Origin of the sequence: Neisseria mucosa, from assembly GCA_003028315.1 — a bacterium.
In the GTDB taxonomy this organism is placed as follows: Bacteria; Pseudomonadota; Gammaproteobacteria; order Burkholderiales; family Neisseriaceae; genus Neisseria; species Neisseria mucosa.
On sequence record CP028150.1, the window covers coordinates 774,046 to 790,802 of the forward strand.

16 protein-coding genes and 1 pseudogene are annotated in these 16,757 nt (G+C 52.3%); 9 read left to right on the top strand and 8 right to left on the bottom strand.

The features are described 5' to 3' along the window. Positions 1-20 precede the first annotated feature (20 nt). The 3 genes from NM96_03810 to NM96_03820 form a co-directional block, all read right to left on the bottom strand. Entirely contained in the window at positions 21-458 is a 438-nt protein-coding gene (locus NM96_03810; GenBank protein AVR78583.1) for an acyl-CoA thioester hydrolase YciA, read from the bottom strand. Positions 459-562: 104 nt separating this feature from the next. Further along, positions 563-1,336 carry a peptidoglycan editing factor PgeF gene (gene pgeF, locus NM96_03815; GenBank protein AVR78584.1) on the bottom strand — a complete coding sequence of 258 codons (774 nt, stop codon included), beginning with the start codon at positions 1,334-1,336 and terminating at the stop codon, positions 563-565. Positions 1,337-1,599: 263 nt separating this feature from the next. Next, positions 1,600-2,724, bottom strand: a complete 1,125-nt coding sequence (locus NM96_03820) for a 23S rRNA pseudouridine(1911/1915/1917) synthase RluD (protein ID AVR78585.1) — start codon at positions 2,722-2,724, stop codon at positions 1,600-1,602. Here NM96_03820 and NM96_03825 point away from each other — a divergent pair. After that, positions 2,723-3,529, top strand: a complete 807-nt coding sequence (locus NM96_03825; protein AVR78586.1) for an outer membrane protein assembly factor BamD — start codon at positions 2,723-2,725, stop codon at positions 3,527-3,529. The two genes, NM96_03820 and NM96_03825, sit on opposite strands and share 2 nt — an antisense overlap. A gap of 111 nt (positions 3,530-3,640) precedes the next feature. Here the strand turns inward: NM96_03825 and ilvA are convergent, their stop codons facing one another. Beyond that, a complete protein-coding gene (gene ilvA / locus NM96_03830) occupies positions 3,641-5,167 on the bottom strand; it encodes a threonine ammonia-lyase, biosynthetic (protein AVR78587.1) in 1,527 nt (508 codons plus the stop codon). A gap of 215 nt (positions 5,168-5,382) precedes the next feature. Here ilvA and NM96_03835 point away from each other — a divergent pair, with 215 nt between their 5' ends. Then, entirely contained in the window at positions 5,383-6,636 is a 1,254-nt protein-coding gene (locus NM96_03835; GenBank protein ID AVR80262.1) for a peptidase, read from the top strand. An 85-nt stretch (positions 6,637-6,721) separates the two neighbouring features. Continuing rightward, positions 6,722-7,384 (top strand): YecA family protein, encoded by a 663-nt coding sequence (locus NM96_03840; protein AVR78588.1) that lies wholly within the window; start codon positions 6,722-6,724, stop codon positions 7,382-7,384. A gap of 71 nt (positions 7,385-7,455) precedes the next feature. On the opposite strand, the gene NM96_03845 is transcribed toward NM96_03840, so the two are convergent. The 4 genes from NM96_03845 to NM96_03860 all read right to left on the bottom strand — a co-directional run bounded on the left by NM96_03845 (position 7,456) and on the right by NM96_03860 (position 11,759). Continuing rightward, complete coding sequence (locus NM96_03845) at positions 7,456-7,944, bottom strand: DUF456 domain-containing protein (protein ID AVR78589.1); 489 nt, start codon at positions 7,942-7,944, stop codon at positions 7,456-7,458. A 226-nt stretch (positions 7,945-8,170) separates the two neighbouring features. Beyond that, the gene (locus NM96_03850) at positions 8,171-9,130 is read right to left on the bottom strand and encodes a tRNA 2-thiocytidine(32) synthetase TtcA (GenBank protein ID AVR78590.1); all 960 of its coding nucleotides are present in this window, start codon (positions 9,128-9,130) and stop codon (positions 8,171-8,173) included. 154 nt (positions 9,131-9,284) lie between these two features. Beyond that, positions 9,285-11,450, bottom strand: a complete 2,166-nt coding sequence (locus NM96_03855; protein AVR78591.1) for a copper-translocating P-type ATPase — start codon at positions 11,448-11,450, stop codon at positions 9,285-9,287. 99 nt (positions 11,451-11,549) lie between these two features. After that, on the bottom strand, positions 11,550-11,759 hold the full coding sequence (locus NM96_03860; GenBank protein ID AVR78592.1) for a copper chaperone: 210 nt from the start codon (positions 11,757-11,759) through the stop codon (positions 11,550-11,552). A gap of 147 nt (positions 11,760-11,906) precedes the next feature. Here NM96_03860 and cueR point away from each other — a divergent pair, with 147 nt between their 5' ends. From cueR to NM96_03890, 6 genes and pseudogenes are all read left to right on the top strand, one after another. Continuing rightward, a complete protein-coding gene (cueR, locus tag NM96_03865) occupies positions 11,907-12,299 on the top strand; it encodes a Cu(I)-responsive transcriptional regulator (GenBank protein ID AVR78593.1) in 393 nt (130 codons plus the stop codon). Between the two features lie 283 nt (positions 12,300-12,582). Continuing rightward, a complete protein-coding gene (locus NM96_03870) occupies positions 12,583-12,912 on the top strand; it encodes an OsmC family peroxiredoxin (GenBank protein ID AVR78594.1) in 330 nt (109 codons plus the stop codon). 92 nt (positions 12,913-13,004) lie between these two features. Continuing rightward, positions 13,005-13,340: a thioredoxin gene (locus NM96_03875; GenBank protein AVR78595.1), complete on the top strand. Its 336-nt coding sequence runs from the start codon at positions 13,005-13,007 to the stop codon at positions 13,338-13,340. Between the two features lie 260 nt (positions 13,341-13,600). Further along, positions 13,601-14,887, top strand: a complete 1,287-nt coding sequence (locus NM96_03880; GenBank protein ID AVR78596.1) for an ATP-binding protein — start codon at positions 13,601-13,603, stop codon at positions 14,885-14,887. A 45-nt stretch (positions 14,888-14,932) separates the two neighbouring features. Further along, positions 14,933-15,466 carry a hypothetical protein gene (locus tag NM96_03885; GenBank protein ID AVR78597.1) on the top strand — a complete coding sequence of 178 codons (534 nt, stop codon included), beginning with the start codon at positions 14,933-14,935 and terminating at the stop codon, positions 15,464-15,466. Next, positions 15,418-16,755 (top strand): annotated as a pseudogene (locus tag NM96_03890) (NAD-dependent malic enzyme). Before NM96_03885 ends, NM96_03890 begins: the two are co-directional and overlap by 49 nt. Positions 16,756-16,757 lie beyond the last annotated feature (2 nt).

A 16,757-nucleotide genomic window follows, 5' to 3' on the forward strand; every position in this document is an offset into this window, starting at 1 on the left:
ACCTTTGCTTAAATCAGGGTTTAAATCAAACCTTGCAGTTTAGGGTTGCCTTCTTTTGGAATAGGGCGTGTGTTGCCTTCGCTGTCGATGGCGACGTAGGTAAAGATGGCTTCGGTAACGAGTTGGCGGTCTTCGGTCAGGTGGTCGTTCATCAACGTTTTCACCCAAACTTCGATTTTCAGTTGCAGCGAAGTATTGCCCACGCGCACGCAGCGTCCGTAGCAGCAAACGACGTTGCCCACTTTAACGGGGCGGATGAAGTTCATTTCCTGAACGGCGACGGTAACGATGCGGCCTTGCGCGATTTCTGCCGCCAAAATGCCGCCGCCCAAATCCATTTGCGACATAATCCAGCCGCCGAAAATATCTTGGTTGGGATTGGTGTCTTGCGGCATAGCGACGGTGCGCAGCAAAAGCTCGCCTTGAGGGTGGGAGCGGTGTTCGTTTTTTTGAGTCATGAGAATATCCTTTTGAGCGGTGTGGATTGGGGTGGATTTGAATGTTGGCGGATTGGGTCTTACAAAGGTCGTCTGAAAGAGGATAGGGCTTTTCAGACGACCTTTTATACCTGTTCCAACCAAATTAGGCTGACCATGCGGCCGGTTTGTCCGTCGCGGCGGTAAGAGAAGAAAGTGTCGCGTTCCAAGACGGTGCAGTGTGTGCCGCCGTAAATCATGTCCACCCCTTCGCGGCGCAGAACCAAACGTGCCAGTGCGTAGATGTCGGCAAGATATTTACCGCCGCCGATGTCTTCGAATGCGTCTGCCGCTTCGGGCATGGGCGTACAAAATGCGTCGAACACGTCTTGTCCGACTTCGAATGCGTCCGCGCCGATGGCAGGGCCGAGATATGCCATGATTTCGACGGGCGCGACATTCATCGCGGCTATGGTGTTTTGCAGTACGCCGCCCGCCAAACCGCGCCAGCCTGCATGTGCGGCAGCGACGACCGTACCGGCTTTATCGCAGAACAAGACAGGCAGGCAGTCGGCAGTCATCGCGGCGCAGGCGGCTTTGCTTGTGTTGTCCACCGAAGCGTCTGCGTCGGGCGTGTTGCCCAATGCGTCGGCGGCATTGACGACAATGGTGCTGTGGATTTGATTGAGGTAGGCAACGGGCAGCCCGACCTGTTCCTGCACAATTTCACGATTGCGGCGCACGGCATCGGGATCATCTCCGACGTGCGAACCGAGGTTCAAACTTTGATACACGCCTTGGCTCACGCCGCCATTGCGGGTGGTAATCAGGGTTTTCACGTTGGCGGGCGCAGGCCAATCGGCAGTCAGGAAATTTTTGCCTTGCGGAGCGAGGTTTAGGGTTTCTGTGATGGTTTTCATGGGGTGTCGGAATAGGTGCGTAGCGGTAAGGGTTTATTAACTGCCCTTAGGGTAAATGGATGTTTGGTTTTTCGTCATTCCCACGCAGGCGGGAATCCAGAGATTCGGGATTGCTGTAAATTTTTAATTGTCGCTGAGAAATCAGAGGTTCGGATTCTTGCCGGTGCAGCATGAATGATGCCGTTGGATAAACCTTATCTAAACTTTATATGAAGTTCGTTTTCAGACGACCCTTGAGTAACAGGTCGTCTGAAAACACCTGCTTAATCCCTCACATAAACCACTTCGACATCGTAATCGTCTTCGTTCCAATCATCGTCGTCATCTGTGCCGAGTTTGTCCTGCCATTCTTCTTCGTTGCTCAAAGACGAATCCAAGCCTGCTTCGAGGCGCAGGACGGAGAGCAGGTGGTAAATATCGTCGGGAATCGGGGCTTCAAAAGAGACGGTTTCGCCGGTTTTCGGATGGACGAAACTTAAGCGGTAGGCGTGCAAAGCCTGACGCGCGCCCAGACTTTTGACGGCTTCTTTTACCGGTTCGCTGCACGGATGGCGCAGGTTGCCGTAAACGGGGTCGGCGGCAAGCGGGTGGTTGGCTTCGCGCATATGGACGCGGATTTGGTGCGTCCTGCCTGTTTCGAGCGAGCATTCGATGTAGCTGTGGGCAAGATAGCGTTCCAACACTTTGACGTGTGTCACGGCAGGTTTGCCGCCGAATTTGACGACTGCCATTTTCAGGCGGTTGTGCGGATCGCGTCCGATTTGGGTTTCGATTTTGCCGTCAAAGGGAACAATACCGTTGGCGACGGCGCGGTAGATACGTTTGACCGTGCGCTCTTGAAGCTGTTGCACGAGGGAATTTTGTGCGGGCAGGGTTTTGGCGACCACCATCAGGCCGCTGGTTTCTTTGTCGAGCCTGTGGACGATGCCCGCGCGCGGAATTTGGCTCAATTCGGGACAATGCGCCAGCAGGCCGTTAAGCAGCGTCCCCGTCCAGTTGCCTGCGGCGGGGTGGACAACCAGTCCGGCGGGTTTGTTGACGACGATGACGGTATCGTCTTCGTACACAATATCCAAATCCATCGCTTCGGGTTTGAACGCGAGATTCTCTTCGCTCGGACGTACCGTTACGCTGACGGATTCCCCGCCTATCATTTTGTCTTTGGGTTGGGCAGGCTTATCGTTTACAATAACCGCGCCTTCTTTAATCCACGATGTCAGGCGGCTGCGCGAATAATCAGGCATGAGCTTTGCCAACACTGCATCCAGCCGCCCGCCCGCAAGCTCCAGCGGAACAGTCAAATTAACACAACTTTCTGCTTCGGGGGCTGACGTAAAGTCTAAATCGTCGCTATAATCGGCTTCATTATCAAAGGAAGTATTCTGCATGAAAAAAATTCTTTTAGTAGTTTCGTTAAGTCTGGCACTGGGTGCCTGTGCAAGCAATAAAGGTACGGTCGATAAAGACGCGCAAATCACACAAGATTGGAACGTGGAAAAACTCTATGCCGAAGCGCATGACGAGTTGAACAGCAGCAATTATACGCGAGCCATCAAGTTATACGAAATTTTAGAATCCCGCTTCCCCAACGGCCGCTACGCGCAACAGGCGCAACTGGACACCGCATACGCCTATTACAAAGACGACGAGCCTGAAAAAGCCCTCGCCGCCATCGACCGCTTCCAGCGCCATCACCCGCAACATCCGAATATGGATTACGCGCTTTACCTCAAAGGCTTGGTTTTGTTCAACGAAGACCAATCCTTCCTCAACAAACTCGCCTCCCAAGACTGGTCCGACCGCGACCCTAAAGCCAACCGCAGCGCATACCAAGCGTTTGCCGAATTGGTACAACGCTATCCGGAGAGCAAATACGCCGCCGACGCAACCGAGCGCATGGCAAAACTGGTGGACGCATTGGGCGGTAACGAAATCTCCGTTGCCCGCTACTACATGAAACGCGGCGCCTACCTCGCCGCAGTCAACCGCGCCCAAAAAATCGTCGAGCGTTACCAAAATACCCGCTACGTCGAAGAATCGCTCGCCATGATGGAGCTGGCTTACAAAAAACTGGACAAACCCCAACTCGCCGCCGACACCCGCCGCGTCTTGGAAACCAACTTCCCGCAAAGCCCGTTCCTGCAACACCAATGGCAGCCAAACGACATGCCTTGGTGGCGCTACTGGCGTTAAGCACATCAAATTCAGGACAGTTGATACGGATTGGTATCGGTTGTCCGAAAGATGAAAGGTCGTCTGAAACCATCAAACAGGGTTTCAGACGACCTTTATTCTATCTTTCAATCAAGCAAGGAACAGGCGGTATGCGGCGTTTTGGGTTTCGTCCTGATAGCTGTAACCGAGGCTTTCGAGGAAGTTTTCGAAGGCTTGATTGTCGCCGGGCGGGACGTCGATGCCGACGAGGATGCGGCCGTAGTCGGCGCCGTGGTTGCGGTAGTGGAAGAGGGTAATGTTCCAGCCGCCCTGCATGTGGTTGAGGAAGCGGGCGAGTGCGCCGGGGCGTTCGGGGAACTCGAAGCTGATTAAGCGTTCGTGGGCGACTTTTGTTGTGCGTCCGCCGACCATGTAGCGGATGTGGATTTTGGAGATTTCGTCGTCGGTCAGGTCGACATTGGGCAGCCCGGCTTCGGTCAGTTGGCGGCTGATGACGGCGAGGTCTTGGGAACCTGCGGTTTGCAGGCCGACGAAGATGTGGGCTTTTTGGTCGTCGCCGTATCGGTAGTTGAACTCGGTGATGTTGCGGCTGCCGAGCAGATTGACGAATTTGAGGAAGCTGCCGCGCTCTTCGGGGATGGTAACGGCGAAAATGCCTTCGTTGCCTTCACCCAATTCGCTGCGTTCGGAAACGTGGCGCAGGCGGTGGAAATTCATGTTGGCGCCGCTGGTTACGGCGATAAGGGTTTGGTTTTGGATGCGGTTGCGGGCGGCGTAGGTTTTCAGACCGGCGAGGGCGAGCGCGCCTGCGGGTTCGGTGATGCTGCGGGTGTCGTCGAAGATGTCTTTGATGGCGCCGCAGATGGCGTCGGTATCGACGGTGATGATGTCGTCCAAGAGGTCGCGGCAGAGGCGGAAGGTTTCTTCGCCGACGACTTTGACGGCGGTACCGTCGGAGAAGAGGCCGACGTCTTTGAGACTGACGACTTTCCCGGCTTCGACGGATTGCTTCATGCAGCAGGAGTCGTTTGTTTGCACGCCGATGACTTTGATGCTGGGGCGGACTTGTTTGACGAACGCGGCAACGCCCGCCGCCAGTCCGCCGCCGCCGATGGGGACGAAGATGGCGTGGATGTCGTCGGGACGCTGGCGCACGATTTCCATGCCGACCGTGCCTTGACCGGCAATCACGTCGGGGTCGTCAAATGGGGCGATGTAGGTCAGTTTTTCTTTTTCTGCCAACTCCATCGCGTAATCATAGGCATCGTTGTAGGAAACGCCTTTGAGGACGACTTCGCCGCTGCGGCTTTTGACGGCGTCGATTTTGATTTTGGGCGTGGTTTCGGGCATGACGATGACGGCGCGGCAGCCTAAACGTTGTGCCGAAAGTGCGACGCCTTGTGCGTGGTTACCCGCGCTGGCGGCGATGACGCCGCAGGCGAGTGCTTCTTTGGGCAGCTTCGCCATTTTGTTGTACGCTCCGCGGATTTTGAAGGAAAACACGGGTTGCAGGTCTTCGCGTTTGAGCAGGACGTTGTTGTTCAGACGACGTGACAGCCCGATTGCAGGTTCGAGCGGCGTTTCGACGGCAACGTCGTAAACGGAGGCGGTCAGGATGCGGATGAGGTAATCGGAATAAGAGGGGCGGTTGTTCATGGTTTTGTGTGCCGGAGGATTATTTTCAAAAGGAGTGTCCGCCGCCCGCGTCAAACTTTGCCAACAAAACGGCGGAAAGGTAAAACCATACCCTCGAGGTCGTCTGAAATCAAGAAAAATCTTAGCAAAGCGAAGTTGCGGCGGTATAATGACTGCCTTTTGTGCCAAACCGCACGACGCGGTTGTTTTTATTTCTGTTTCCGCACCACATCCCGATGAAAAAAACATTATCCGTATTGATCGCGGCAATGATGATTGCCGCCGCGCAAGCCGCGCCACAAGCGGCTAAAAACAACGCAGCCCCTGCTGTTGCCGCTTCCGAGCCTGCACCCGCCGCCGCATCCCAACCCGAAGCCATGATGCCCAGCATCAACAGCCCCGATGCGCCGCCTGCCATTGCCGCTGCCGCCTACATCGTTACCGATTTGCAAAGCCATCAAGTGCTTGCCTCCGGCAATATCGACACCCAAATCGAACCGGCTTCGCTGACCAAAATGATGACCGCCTACCTCACGTTCAAGGCTTTGGAAAACGGCACATTGCGCGCCGACCAAATGCTGACCGTGTCCGATGCAGGCTGGAAAATCGAAGGCTCGCGGATGTTCCTCAATCTCAAAGTACCCGCCAGCGTCAGCGACCTGATTAAAGGCATGATTGTCCAATCCGGCAACGATGCCGCCACCACGCTTGCCGAAGCCATGGGAGGAGGCTCGGTGGACGTGTTCATCCAGCAGATGAACGACGAAGCCAAGCGTTTGGGCATGACCAAAACCCACTTTAAAAACCCGACCGGACTGTCTGCCGAAGGCCACGTTTCCACCGTCGGCGATTTAGCCGTTTTGTCCGCCGCGCTGATACACGATTATCCGAAATACTATCCCGTATTTTCGATTAAATCTTTCAAATACAACAATGTCGAACAGCCAAACCGCAACCTCCTGCTCTACCGCGACACCAGTGTGGACGGCCTGAAGGCAGGACATTCCGAAAGCGCAGGCTACAACCTTGCCGCCTCCAGCAAACGTAACGGCAGACGCATCGTGTCCATCGTCGTAGGCACCGAGTCCACCGAAGCCCGCGCTTCCGAAAGCGGCAAACTGCTCAACTGGGCATTGCAGGCATTCGACACGCCCAAGCTCTACAACAGCGGCGAAATCATTTCTAAGGTCAAAGTTTATAAAGGCAGCAGCAAATCGGTGAACGTCGGCTTCCTGGAAGACGTGTACATCACTATTCCCCACAATGCCGGACAAAACATCAAACCGATTTTAGAAACCGTCCAGCCCGTTGTCGCCCCGATACGCAAAGGCCAAAGCTTGGGCAAACTCAAAATTGTCAAAGACGGTAAAGTCATTACCGAGAAAAACGTCGTAGCCCTCCATTCCGTTGAAGAAGGCAGCTGGTTCAGACGGATGTGGGATGATATCGTATTGTGGTTCAAAGGCTTGTTCGGCAGCAGTTCGAAATAGGCCGGGTTGATGAAAAGGTCGTCTGAAAATGGTTTTCAGACGACCTTTCGGATAACGGATATATCATTAAAAATAAGGAAAAGCCATGCAATTACAAGCATTTGACGAAGCATCCCGTGTGCGCCTGATACAGCTGCTCGATGCCAAATCGGAACAACACAACACCATGCGCTGCGATGAGGTACAGGCATTTATGATGGCTTTGTTGAGTGGTCCCGATGCCTTGAATCCGAACGATTGGCTGCCTGAAGTGTTGGGTGAAGAATCATTGTTTGACGCGAAAGAGCGTACCGAAATCGAGCGTTTGGTGATGGCACTGGCGGCTGATTTGCGTATCAAGCTCGGCAGTAAAATGTTGCCCGATTTGTGGCTTTACGAAGATGCAGCGGGCAATCCCGACGTGTACACTTGGTGTAACGCCTATCTGTATGCCTTGGATGTCGTGCCGACCGATTGGTTTGAAGCGGTCGATCAGGAGGAGTTTGAAGACCTGTTCTATCCGATCATGGCTTTGGGCGGCATTTATGATGAAGAGCAAAACGGTGAAATCATTTTGCACCTGACTGAAAAAGAACTCTCACAGCTCGAATCCGACCTGCCGCACGTCCTGCTCGATATTTACTGGTATTGGCAGGCAATTATCAACAAACCGCAAACCGTACGTCGCGAAGGCGAAAAAATCGGGCGAAACGATTCTTGTCCCTGCGGGAGCGGTAAAAAATACAAAGCTTGTTGCGGTAAGGGATAACTTTCCGATCAGGTAAAAAATCAAAAGGTCGTCTGAAAAAAGGTTTTCAGACGACCTTTACAATGATCAGGTTAAAACCAGCTTGCCGCCCATATAACGAGCAGGGTCATTACAATCGTCAAGGCGCAACCGATTTTGGCGACCGTACCGATGATGAAGCCGATAAACGTCCCCAGCCCGACTTTGCCCGCCTGCCACATATCGCGGCGCGCCAAGAATTCCCCGGTACCCGCGCCGATGAGCGGGCCGAACAACAGCCCGGGAATGGAGAAAAACGCGCCGACAATACCGCCAATCAGTGCCCCCCAAACTGCTGTTTTAGTGGCTCCTGTATATTTTGCCCCTAATGCGCCTGCGACATAATCCATCGCCGTGCCGATAGCGGCGACAACGGCGAGAAAAATTAGAGTATTTGTACCGTAAATCTGATAATCGCCGGCATAGGCAAGCAGCCATGCGCCGCCGAACATCAATCCCAATCCGGGAATAGCGGGATAAACCGTGCCGAGCAGTCCGACACAGATGGCGATTAAACCGAGCAGGATGAAAATGGCAGTCATAACAGTCCTTTTTTGATGGAAGGGAAAAGGGTATGCGAAGCACGCTGAGCTTGTTTTGCGGCGGATTAAAATGGAACGGTTTGTATCGTCTTTCCCGTAAAATCCCAGTTTTCAGACGACTTACCGTATTATGCGACTCACCGTATTATGGTTGCACGTCCTGATGATTCAAGGCAGGTTTGTGCAAAGAAATAAAAAATCCGGACAAGGCATCCGGATTTTTGTTTTATGCGCCGCAAGTTTTCGGCTTGTTTGCCAGAATGTTGATGATTTTGCGTTCGGGTTTGGACGGGGTGATTTTGATTTCGCTTTCGTCTTCTTCGCTGCCGTCGGAGTAGCGTTCGGGCATTTTTTCGCTGTCAAACGCCAAATCGCCGCCGTGTTTCAAGGTTTGACCGCGTTCCAAACCGACGAAGTCGAAAAGCTCGGGGTCGGCAAGATGGGAGGGTACGACGTTTTGCAGGGCGGAGAACATGGATTCAATACGGCCGGGGAAGCGTTTGTCCCAATCGCGCAGCATATCGCCGATGACTTGGCGTTGCAGGTTGGGCTGCGAGCCGCAGAGGTTGCACGGGATAATCGGGAATTGTTTCAGCTCGGCGTATTTAATCAAATCTTTTTCTTTCACATATGCCAGCGGGCGGATGACGATGTGTTCGCCGTTGTCGCTCACCAGTTTGGGCGGCATGGCTTTGAGTTTGCCGCCGTAAAACATATTCAGGAACATGGTGGCGAGGATGTCGTCGCGGTGGTGTCCCAAGGCGATTTTGGTGCAGCCCAATTCTTTTGCGGTGCGGTAGAGGATGCCGCGGCGCAGGCGGCTGCACAGCGAACAAGTCGTTTTGCCTTCGTCCAACACGCGTTTGACGGTGGAGTAGGTGTCTTCTTCAACGATTTTGTACGGTACGCCTATGCTTTCGAGATAGGTCGGCAGCACTTCTTCGGGAAAGCCCGGCTGCTTTTGGTCGAGGTTGACGGCAACCAGCTCGAAATCAATCGGCGCACTGGCTTGGAGCTGACGCAGGATGTCTAATAGGGCGTAGCTGTCTTTGCCACCGGAGAGGCAGACCATGATTTTGTCGCCCGGTTCAATCATGTTGAAATCGTTAATCGCGTCACCGACGGCGTGGCGCAGGCGTTTGTTGAGTTTGTTGTTCTCTAATTCTTGTTTGGTTTTTTTTGACATGGCGGTTTGTGCTTTGAAATAAGGAAAATTTAAGGGCGGTATTGTACCGCAAAAAGCGTTTGGAAACCGCATATTAGAAAAGAAAGGTCGTCTGAAAGAGGGGAGGGGATTTCAGACGACCTTTCTTTTATATTATGCATATTACGCGGCTATATTACTCAATCTTCACCCGTTTCAGCCTCAACGCATTGCCCAACACCGACACCGAGCTTGCCGCCATTGCCGCGCCTGCGATGACGGGGTTTAAGAAGCCGAGTGCGGCAAGCGGGATGCCTAATATGTTGTAGAAGAAGGCGAAAAACAGGTTTTGCTTGATGTTTTTCAACGTCGCCTGCGACACCAGCAGGGCATCGGCGAGCTGGTTGACCGAATGCTGCATCAGCGTGGCGGACGCGGTGTGTTCGGCAACGTCCGCGCCGCCTTTCATGGCGAAGCTGACGTTGGCGGCGGCGAGTGCGGGCGCGTCGTTGATGCCGTCGCCGACCATTGCCACGGTTTTGCCGGTGGCTTTGAGTTTCTGCACTTCGGCGGCTTTGTCGCGCGGACTCATGTTGCCGAAGGCGTGTGCGATACCCAGTTGTTTGGCGACGTATTCGACCGTGCCTTGGTTGTCGCCGCTCATGATGTAAACGTCGATGCCGTGTTTTTTCAGACGGCCTATGGCTTCGGCGGTGTCGGTTTTCAATGCGTCGGCAAGCGCGAATGCGCCGATGGGTTTGCCGTTGGTGGAAACGGCGACAATGCTTGCGATGCGCCAGACGTCGTCTGAAAGGTTTTCAGGCAACTTTAATTCGGCAAATTCGGCTTTGCCCGCTTTCACCAAACCCACGCCTTCGACTTCGGCGGTAATGCCTGCGCCGACGACGGTTTGCGCGTTTTGTGCGGCGGGAATCTCCAAACCGCGCGCTTGTGCGGCGGAGACGATGGCGCGGGCGAGCGGGTGGGCGGCGTTTTGTTCGACGGCGGCGGCGATGCGGTACAAAGCGTCTTCGTCAAAGCCGCTGTCGGGCACGCAATAGACGGCGGCAACTTGCGGCCTGCCTTCGGTCAGCGTGCCGGTTTTGTCCAACACGACGGCATCGACGTGGGCGGCTTCTTCCATCGCTGCCGCGTCTTTGAACCAAATGCCGTGTTTCACCGCCTTGCCCATGCCGACCATAATCGCTGCGGGCGTCGCCAGACCGAGCGCACAAGGGCAGGCAATCACTAAAACGGCAACGGCATGCATCAGCGCAACCGTCCAATCGCCTTTCACCAGCCAAGTGGCGATAAAAGTCAGAAGCGCGATGCCCACGACGGCAGGCACGAACACCGCCGCCGCCTTGTCCGCCACGCGCGCAATCGGCGCCTTGCTGCCTTGCGCTTCGGACAGCGCGTTCATCATGTCGCCGAGCAGGGTTTGGCTGCCGAGCTGCGTGGCGCGGTACACCACGCTGCCTTCGGTCATCAGCGCGCCCGCCAACACTTTGCCGCCCGCTTTCTTCTCTTCGGGGTTTGATTCGCCGGTGAGGTGGCTCTCGTCTGCCCAGCCGCTGCCGCTTTCGATGATGCCGTCGGCAGCGATGCGTTCGCCGTGGTTGGCGCGGATAAGGTCGCCGATTTGCACTTGGTCGATGGGCAGTTGTTTCCATTCGCCTTCGCGCTGTACGTTGACTTGGGTCGGCGTGAGTTTCAGCAGCAGGCCCAAGCTGTTCAGGCTGGATTTTTTGGTGCGGTGTTCCAAAAATTTGCCCAGCGACACAAAACCAATCACCATCACGCCCGCTTCAAAATACACATGCGCCATGCCGTGCGCCGCGTGCGGGCTGAAAAACAACATATAAACGGAATACAGGTAAATCGACACCGTGCCGATGGTAACGAGCACGTCCATATTCGCCAGTCCGCCCTTGATGCTCGCCCACGCGCTTTTGTAAAACGGCACTGCCAGCCAAAGCTGCACCACGCTTGCCAGCGCAAACTGCCACAACGGCGGAATCATCCAATCGTGCCGACCGATCATCATGCCTGCCATGCCGATAAGGAACGGAATATTGATTGCCAGCAAAAGCCACAGTCGCCAGCTTACATGCGCGGTTTCTTCGGGCTGTGGCAGAGCCTCTTCCGTCTTCTCCTTCGCGCCATAGCCGGTTTTCTCGATGATTTTGGCGATATCGGCGGCGGAGGTTTGGCTGTCGTCAAACACCACCTGCGCCTCTTCGCTGGCGAAGTTCACCCCAGCCGATTCGACAAAATCTTTTTTGTTCAACACTTTTTCAATGCGCGAAGCACAGGCCTGACAGGTCATGCCTTCGATTTGGAAACGGACTTTTTGTTGCATGGTTTCTTCCTTCTGAATGTGGTTGGGCTACCTGAAAAAAGCGGAGCAGGGTTTTCAGGTAGCCTTTGGGGTGTTGCAGTCGATTTGTTGCGATTCGGTTTACAAAGCCGCATCAAAGCCGCCGTCTTCCACCGCTTCTATCAGCGCGGCGGGGTTGGTTTGAGCGGGGTCGAATTCCACGACGGCGTTCTTGTTTTCCAGGCTCACTTCGGCCTTGTCCACGCCGTTTACGCCTTCGAGGATGCTGGTAACGCTTTTCACGCAGCCGCCGCAGGTCATGCCTTCGATGTTTAATGTGATGGTTTGCATAGGGTTTCCTTTCTGTTGGAATGAGGCTGAGGTTTTAAAGCCCGTTGCAGCCAAAACTTTCAGGTAGCCTGAAATGATGGGTCTGCTCTTGCTTTCCCGCTAAGTGCCGCCACTATAAAGCTTCACCCGAAGTAAAGGTCAAGCATCATGATGAACATCAGCCAGGCCGCGGCCGAGAGCGGCCTTTCCGCCAAACAAATCCGCGACTACGAAAAGCACGGCCTAATCGCCTCGGCCGCGCGCAGCGAAGCGGGCTACCGCCGCTACGGACAGGCCGACCTTGCCCGGCTGCGCTTTATCCGCCATGCGCGGGAAGTGGGCTTTTCGCTGCCGCAGATCGGGCAGCTTTTGAGCCTGCAACACAACCCGCAGCGCACCAGCCGCGAAGTGAAAACGCTCACCGCGCGGCACATCGCCGAGCTGGAAGCCAAAATCGAACGCTTGCAGGGCATGGTGGCCGAGCTGCAACGTTGGCACGATGCCTGCGCGGGAGACGACTGCCCGGATTGTGCGATTTTGGCCGGGCTGGAGGAGCGTTAGGCGGCTTGGGCAGAATAGAAACAGGCTGAGACCTTTGCAAAAAAGCCCTTCCTTCGACAGCCGAAACCCAAAAACAGGTTTTCGGCTGTTTTCGCCCCAAATCACTCCTAATTCTACCCAAATACCCTCTTAATCCTCCCCGGATACCCCATAATAAGGCATCCGGGAAGAAAAACGGGGATATTTGGCACGAAAACAGCCGAAAACCTGTTTTTGGGTTTCGGCTGTTGAGGGAACAGGTGAAGAAGGGTATTTTGCAAAGGTAGGTCTCGAACCGAAAAACATGGGCGGTGAAAACGCCGCCCCAAATCCGATGGAATACCTGATCGGCGCTGCGGCAGGCTGCTGCTCCATAGGTTTCGAGTTGCAAGCAGCACAGGCAGGCGTGAAACTGGAACAGTTTGAAATATCCGCAAGGGGCGGTATCGACATGGCCAAACTGTTCGGCATGGAAGATGGCTACGGCGGACTGGATAATCTGGTGCTAACCGTAAAAGTAAAAGCCGACGCCGACCTTCCTACCCTGCAAAATTTCGCCGACCGCTCCGCCGCCACCTCGCCAGTGTTGAACAGCCTGAAAGCGCGGGCAAAAGTGGTTGTGGAAAAAATCTAGACGACTCAAAACGTTTTCTTGTTTTCATTTCGTTAAAAGCCCCTTTTCTGGACAACTAGAAAAGGGCTTAATCGCTCAAAGGAGGACATGACATGCAACAACTGCACACTTTGAAAGACATCGAACAGGCCATCGCCACACACCCTTTAGTATCACTGTACATCAAAGCCCCAATCTGCGGTGTTTGTACGGTCGTGGCCGCCCAGCTTGACTCAGCTTTGGAGCTAGAAGGAAATGTGTATGCCGTAAAAGCCGATATTGCTGAAATACCCGAAATGGCTGGACGTTTCCACGTGCTGACCGCACCTGCATGGCTGCTGTTTTATCAAGGCAAGGAAGTAGAACGGATGGCCCGCTTCATCCCTCAGGCACAGATGAAGCAGACATTGGCAAAATGGACAAAAGTAGCAGAAAGCGGACATCAGTAACCGGTCTATCAATGTTTCAGACGGCTGCGGTCTTGATAATGATGCAAGCGGTCAAATTTTTAAGATGATTTGCAAAAATATCTGAAAATTTGACCGCTCTTTGGCATAAAAAAGCCTTTCATCCCTTCCTTCGCTTTAGAAAATGTACAATTCAACCATTTTTTCATTTGAAAAAATGATTAAAAGAAAACTTATATCGTTAGAAAAAGTGTATTACGTACTGTATAATTAGCCTATATCCGTTGTTTTGGAGAGGCATTATGCAGCGTAAAATCATACAATCCTTAGAAAACTGGAAACACAAAACAAACCGAAAACCATTAATTATCCAAGGGGCAAGGCAGGTAGGAAAAACCTGGGCGATGAAACACTTTGGCGAGCACTCCTTTGAAAAAGTGGCGTATATCAACTTTGATAATAACCCCCGCATGAAAACGCTATTTTCTGGCGACTATGATATTGATCGTTTGATACTCGGTTTGAAAATTGAAAGCGGTGTCGATATTCAAGCAGAAAACACCCTGATTATTTTTGATGAAGTACAAGAAGTCCCGCAAGCATTATCTTCACTCAAATATTTTTACGAAAATGCACCCCAGTTTTATATCGTCGCGGCAGGCTCATTGCTTGGGGTATCACTACATCATCAAGTATCTTTTCCTGTTGGCAAAGTGGATTTTCTACCACTTTATCCCATGGATTTTCACGAATTTTTAACCGCACTTGGCAAACAAGATTTGGTGAAATTGCTGGAATTAAAAGACTGGTCGCTAATTTCAGCCATGAAAACCACTTATATTGATTTACTCCGTTTATATTATTTTGTAGGCGGTATGCCTGAAGCGGTAAAAGTATTTATCGAAACACAAAATGTCGATGAAGTGCGTCAAATTCAACGTAATTTATTGATGGCGTATGAACAAGATTTTTCCAAACATATTCACGATGGTCAGACTGTGCAAAAAGTGCGGTCAATTTGGGCTTCCATTCCTGAACAGCTTGCCAAAGAAAATAAAAAATTTATCTATGCTCAGCTACAAAAAGGGGCTAGAAGCAAAGACTATGAAATTGCTTTGCAATGGCTAAAAGACAGCGGCTTAGTACACAGCGTGCCTCGTGTGAAAAAGCCACATTTGCCACTTTCCGCTTATCAAGATAATGCCTTTAAATTGTATGGCTTAGATGTGGGGCTGCTCGCCGTACAAAGCAACTTGGATGCCAGCGTACTGCTAGAAGGCAGCCGTATTTTTACCGAATTTAAAGGCGCTTTAACCGAACAATATGTTTTGCAACAACTGATTGCCACCCAAGAAAACCCTGTTTTTTATTGGGCAACTGAAAAAGGTACAGCGGAGGTCGATTTTGTTCTGCAACGTAAGCAAGCTGTGATTCCGATTGAAGTCAAAGCAGAAGAAAATTTAAAAGCGAAAAGTTTGAAAGTGTATGTAGAACAATTTCAGTCTGAGAAAGCAATTCGCTTTTCAATGGCGGATTATAGGGAGCAGGATTGGCTAGTGAATGTGCCGTTGTATGCTTGTTCTATTTAAACAAATCTAATCATAGATTCCATATTATTTAAAAAAGGAAAAATGATGTGTAATGTAAATATCCCCAGAAAAGACAATTCAGATTTAGAATTAACTCTAGAAACTGGAAAAACAACAATTATTATTGGCGCAAACGGTTCAGGCAAAACTCGGCTTGCTGTACATTTAGAAGAACAGTTAGGCGAAAAAGCACATCGAATCGCAGCGCATAGAGCCTTAAGTTTAAATCCTAATATAGAAAAAATATCAGAGGCTAAAGCCAAACAAGGGCTTTTTTATGGAAATCCTGAGTGGGCAAAAGATATCTCCCAAAGAAAAAGTGCTCGTTGGAATAATAAATCATCAACGTATTTATTAAATGATTTTGACCGCCTTCTACAATATTTATTTGCTCAACAAAATAATCTTGCTGTTGAAAATCACCAAAAACGCAAGCGTGGTGAAGAAATTACCAATAGCAAAACTAAATTAGACACTTTACAAGAAGTATGGGAAAGATTATTACCGACTAAAAAACTGCGTATAACAGCAAATGGAGCCGCGACTACCGCCGTTCGCGAGCTGTCTATCTGGATGTAAACCATCCTGAAAACATCCGTACATCGTTTGAAACTCTGGGCTTGCGTGCAGATGATGTAGATTTGATTGTGGTTTCCGATGCGGAAGAGATTTTGGGTATCGGCGACTGGGGTGTGAACGGCACGGATATTTCCGTCGGCAAACTGGCAGTTTATACTGCTGCTGCGGGCATTCATCCCAGCCGCACCATTGCTGTGAATCTAGATGTGGGTACAGATAATGAAGCCCTGCTCAATGATCCCGCTTATTTGGGCAATCGCCATGCCCGCGTGCGTGGCGAACGCTACGACGCATTGATTGCAAGCTACCTGAAAACTGCTGCTGAAATGTTCCCCAATGCGCTTTTGCACTTTGAAGACTTCGGTCCGTCCCATGCCCGCCGCATTTTGGTGGAGAACCGCCGACAATACCGTATTTTCAACGACGATATGCAGGGAACGGGCGCGATTGTGATGGCTGCCGTATTCTCTGGCCTGAAAGTGACCAAACAGACCTTTGCCGAACAGCGGTTGGTGGTGTACGGCGCAGGCACGGCAGGTACAGGTATGGCCGACCAAATCAGTGCAGCGATGGAGCGCGAAGGTCTGAGTCGCGAAGAAGCGAAACAACGCGTATGGCTGATTGACATCAACGGACTGGTTACTGACGACATGGACGGCTTGCCCGATTACCAGCAGGAATATGCACGTCCCGCCGCCGAAGTCGCCGATTGGGCGAAAACGGACGGTAAAATCGGCTTGCTCGAAGTTGTAAAACAAGTAAAACCGACTATCTTGATTGGCACATCCACCGATCACGGCGCATTCACTGAAGACGTAGTCAAAGCCCTATGTGCGGGCGTAGAGCGCCCAATTCTGCTGCCGTTATCTAACCCGACCGAGAAAATCGAAGTGATGCCGAGTGAGGCTATAAAATGGTCGGATGGCAAAGCGCTCATTTCTGTCGGCATCCCCGTGCCACCCGTGCCGTATAAAGGCGTAAACTACGAAATCGGTCAAGCTAACAACGCCATGCTTTACCCGGGGTTGGGGCTGGGGGTTATCGTTTCCGGTGCGAAACACGTTACTGACGGGATGCTGCTGGCTGCAGCTGAAGCAGTCGCCTCGCAAGTCAATCCGCAGGACGAAGGCGCGTCGCTCCTGCCATCGGTGAATAACCTGCGTGCATCGTCTGCTACTGTTGCTGTTGCCGTTGCCAAACAAGCGGTCAAGGACGGTGTAGAGACCAAGCAGCCTGAAAACTGGGTACAGGCGGTGCAGGACGCAATGTGGCAGGCGGTATATGAATAGCT

Bases quoted from the DNA above. Each gene is read 5' to 3' on its own strand.
- NM96_03850 (AVR78590.1), bottom strand. From the start codon at position 9,130: ATGTCAAAAAAAACCAAACAAGAATTAGAGAACAACAAACTCAACAAA.
- NM96_03810 (AVR78583.1), bottom strand. From the start codon at position 458: ATGACTCAAAAAAACGAACACCGCTCCCACCCTCAAGGCGAGCTTTTG.
- cueR (AVR78593.1), top strand. From the start codon at position 11,907: ATGATGAACATCAGCCAGGCCGCGGCCGAGAGCGGCCTTTCCGCCAAA.
- NM96_03880 (AVR78596.1), top strand. From the start codon at position 13,601: ATGCAGCGTAAAATCATACAATCCTTAGAAAACTGGAAACACAAAACA.
- NM96_03840 (AVR78588.1), top strand. From the start codon at position 6,722: ATGCAATTACAAGCATTTGACGAAGCATCCCGTGTGCGCCTGATACAG.
- NM96_03855 (AVR78591.1), bottom strand. From the start codon at position 11,450: ATGCAACAAAAAGTCCGTTTCCAAATCGAAGGCATGACCTGTCAGGCC.
- NM96_03820 (AVR78585.1), bottom strand. From the start codon at position 2,724: ATGCAGAATACTTCCTTTGATAATGAAGCCGATTATAGCGACGATTTA.
- NM96_03825 (AVR78586.1), top strand. From the start codon at position 2,723: ATGAAAAAAATTCTTTTAGTAGTTTCGTTAAGTCTGGCACTGGGTGCC.
- ilvA (AVR78587.1), bottom strand. From the start codon at position 5,167: ATGAACAACCGCCCCTCTTATTCCGATTACCTCATCCGCATCCTGACC.
- pgeF (AVR78584.1), bottom strand. From the start codon at position 1,336: ATGAAAACCATCACAGAAACCCTAAACCTCGCTCCGCAAGGCAAAAAT.
- NM96_03870 (AVR78594.1), top strand. From the start codon at position 12,583: ATGGGCGGTGAAAACGCCGCCCCAAATCCGATGGAATACCTGATCGGC.
- NM96_03835 (AVR80262.1), top strand. From the start codon at position 5,383: ATGAAAAAAACATTATCCGTATTGATCGCGGCAATGATGATTGCCGCC.
- NM96_03885 (AVR78597.1), top strand. From the start codon at position 14,933: ATGTGTAATGTAAATATCCCCAGAAAAGACAATTCAGATTTAGAATTA.
- NM96_03860 (AVR78592.1), bottom strand. From the start codon at position 11,759: ATGCAAACCATCACATTAAACATCGAAGGCATGACCTGCGGCGGCTGC.
- NM96_03845 (AVR78589.1), bottom strand. From the start codon at position 7,944: ATGACTGCCATTTTCATCCTGCTCGGTTTAATCGCCATCTGTGTCGGA.
- NM96_03875 (AVR78595.1), top strand. From the start codon at position 13,005: ATGCAACAACTGCACACTTTGAAAGACATCGAACAGGCCATCGCCACA.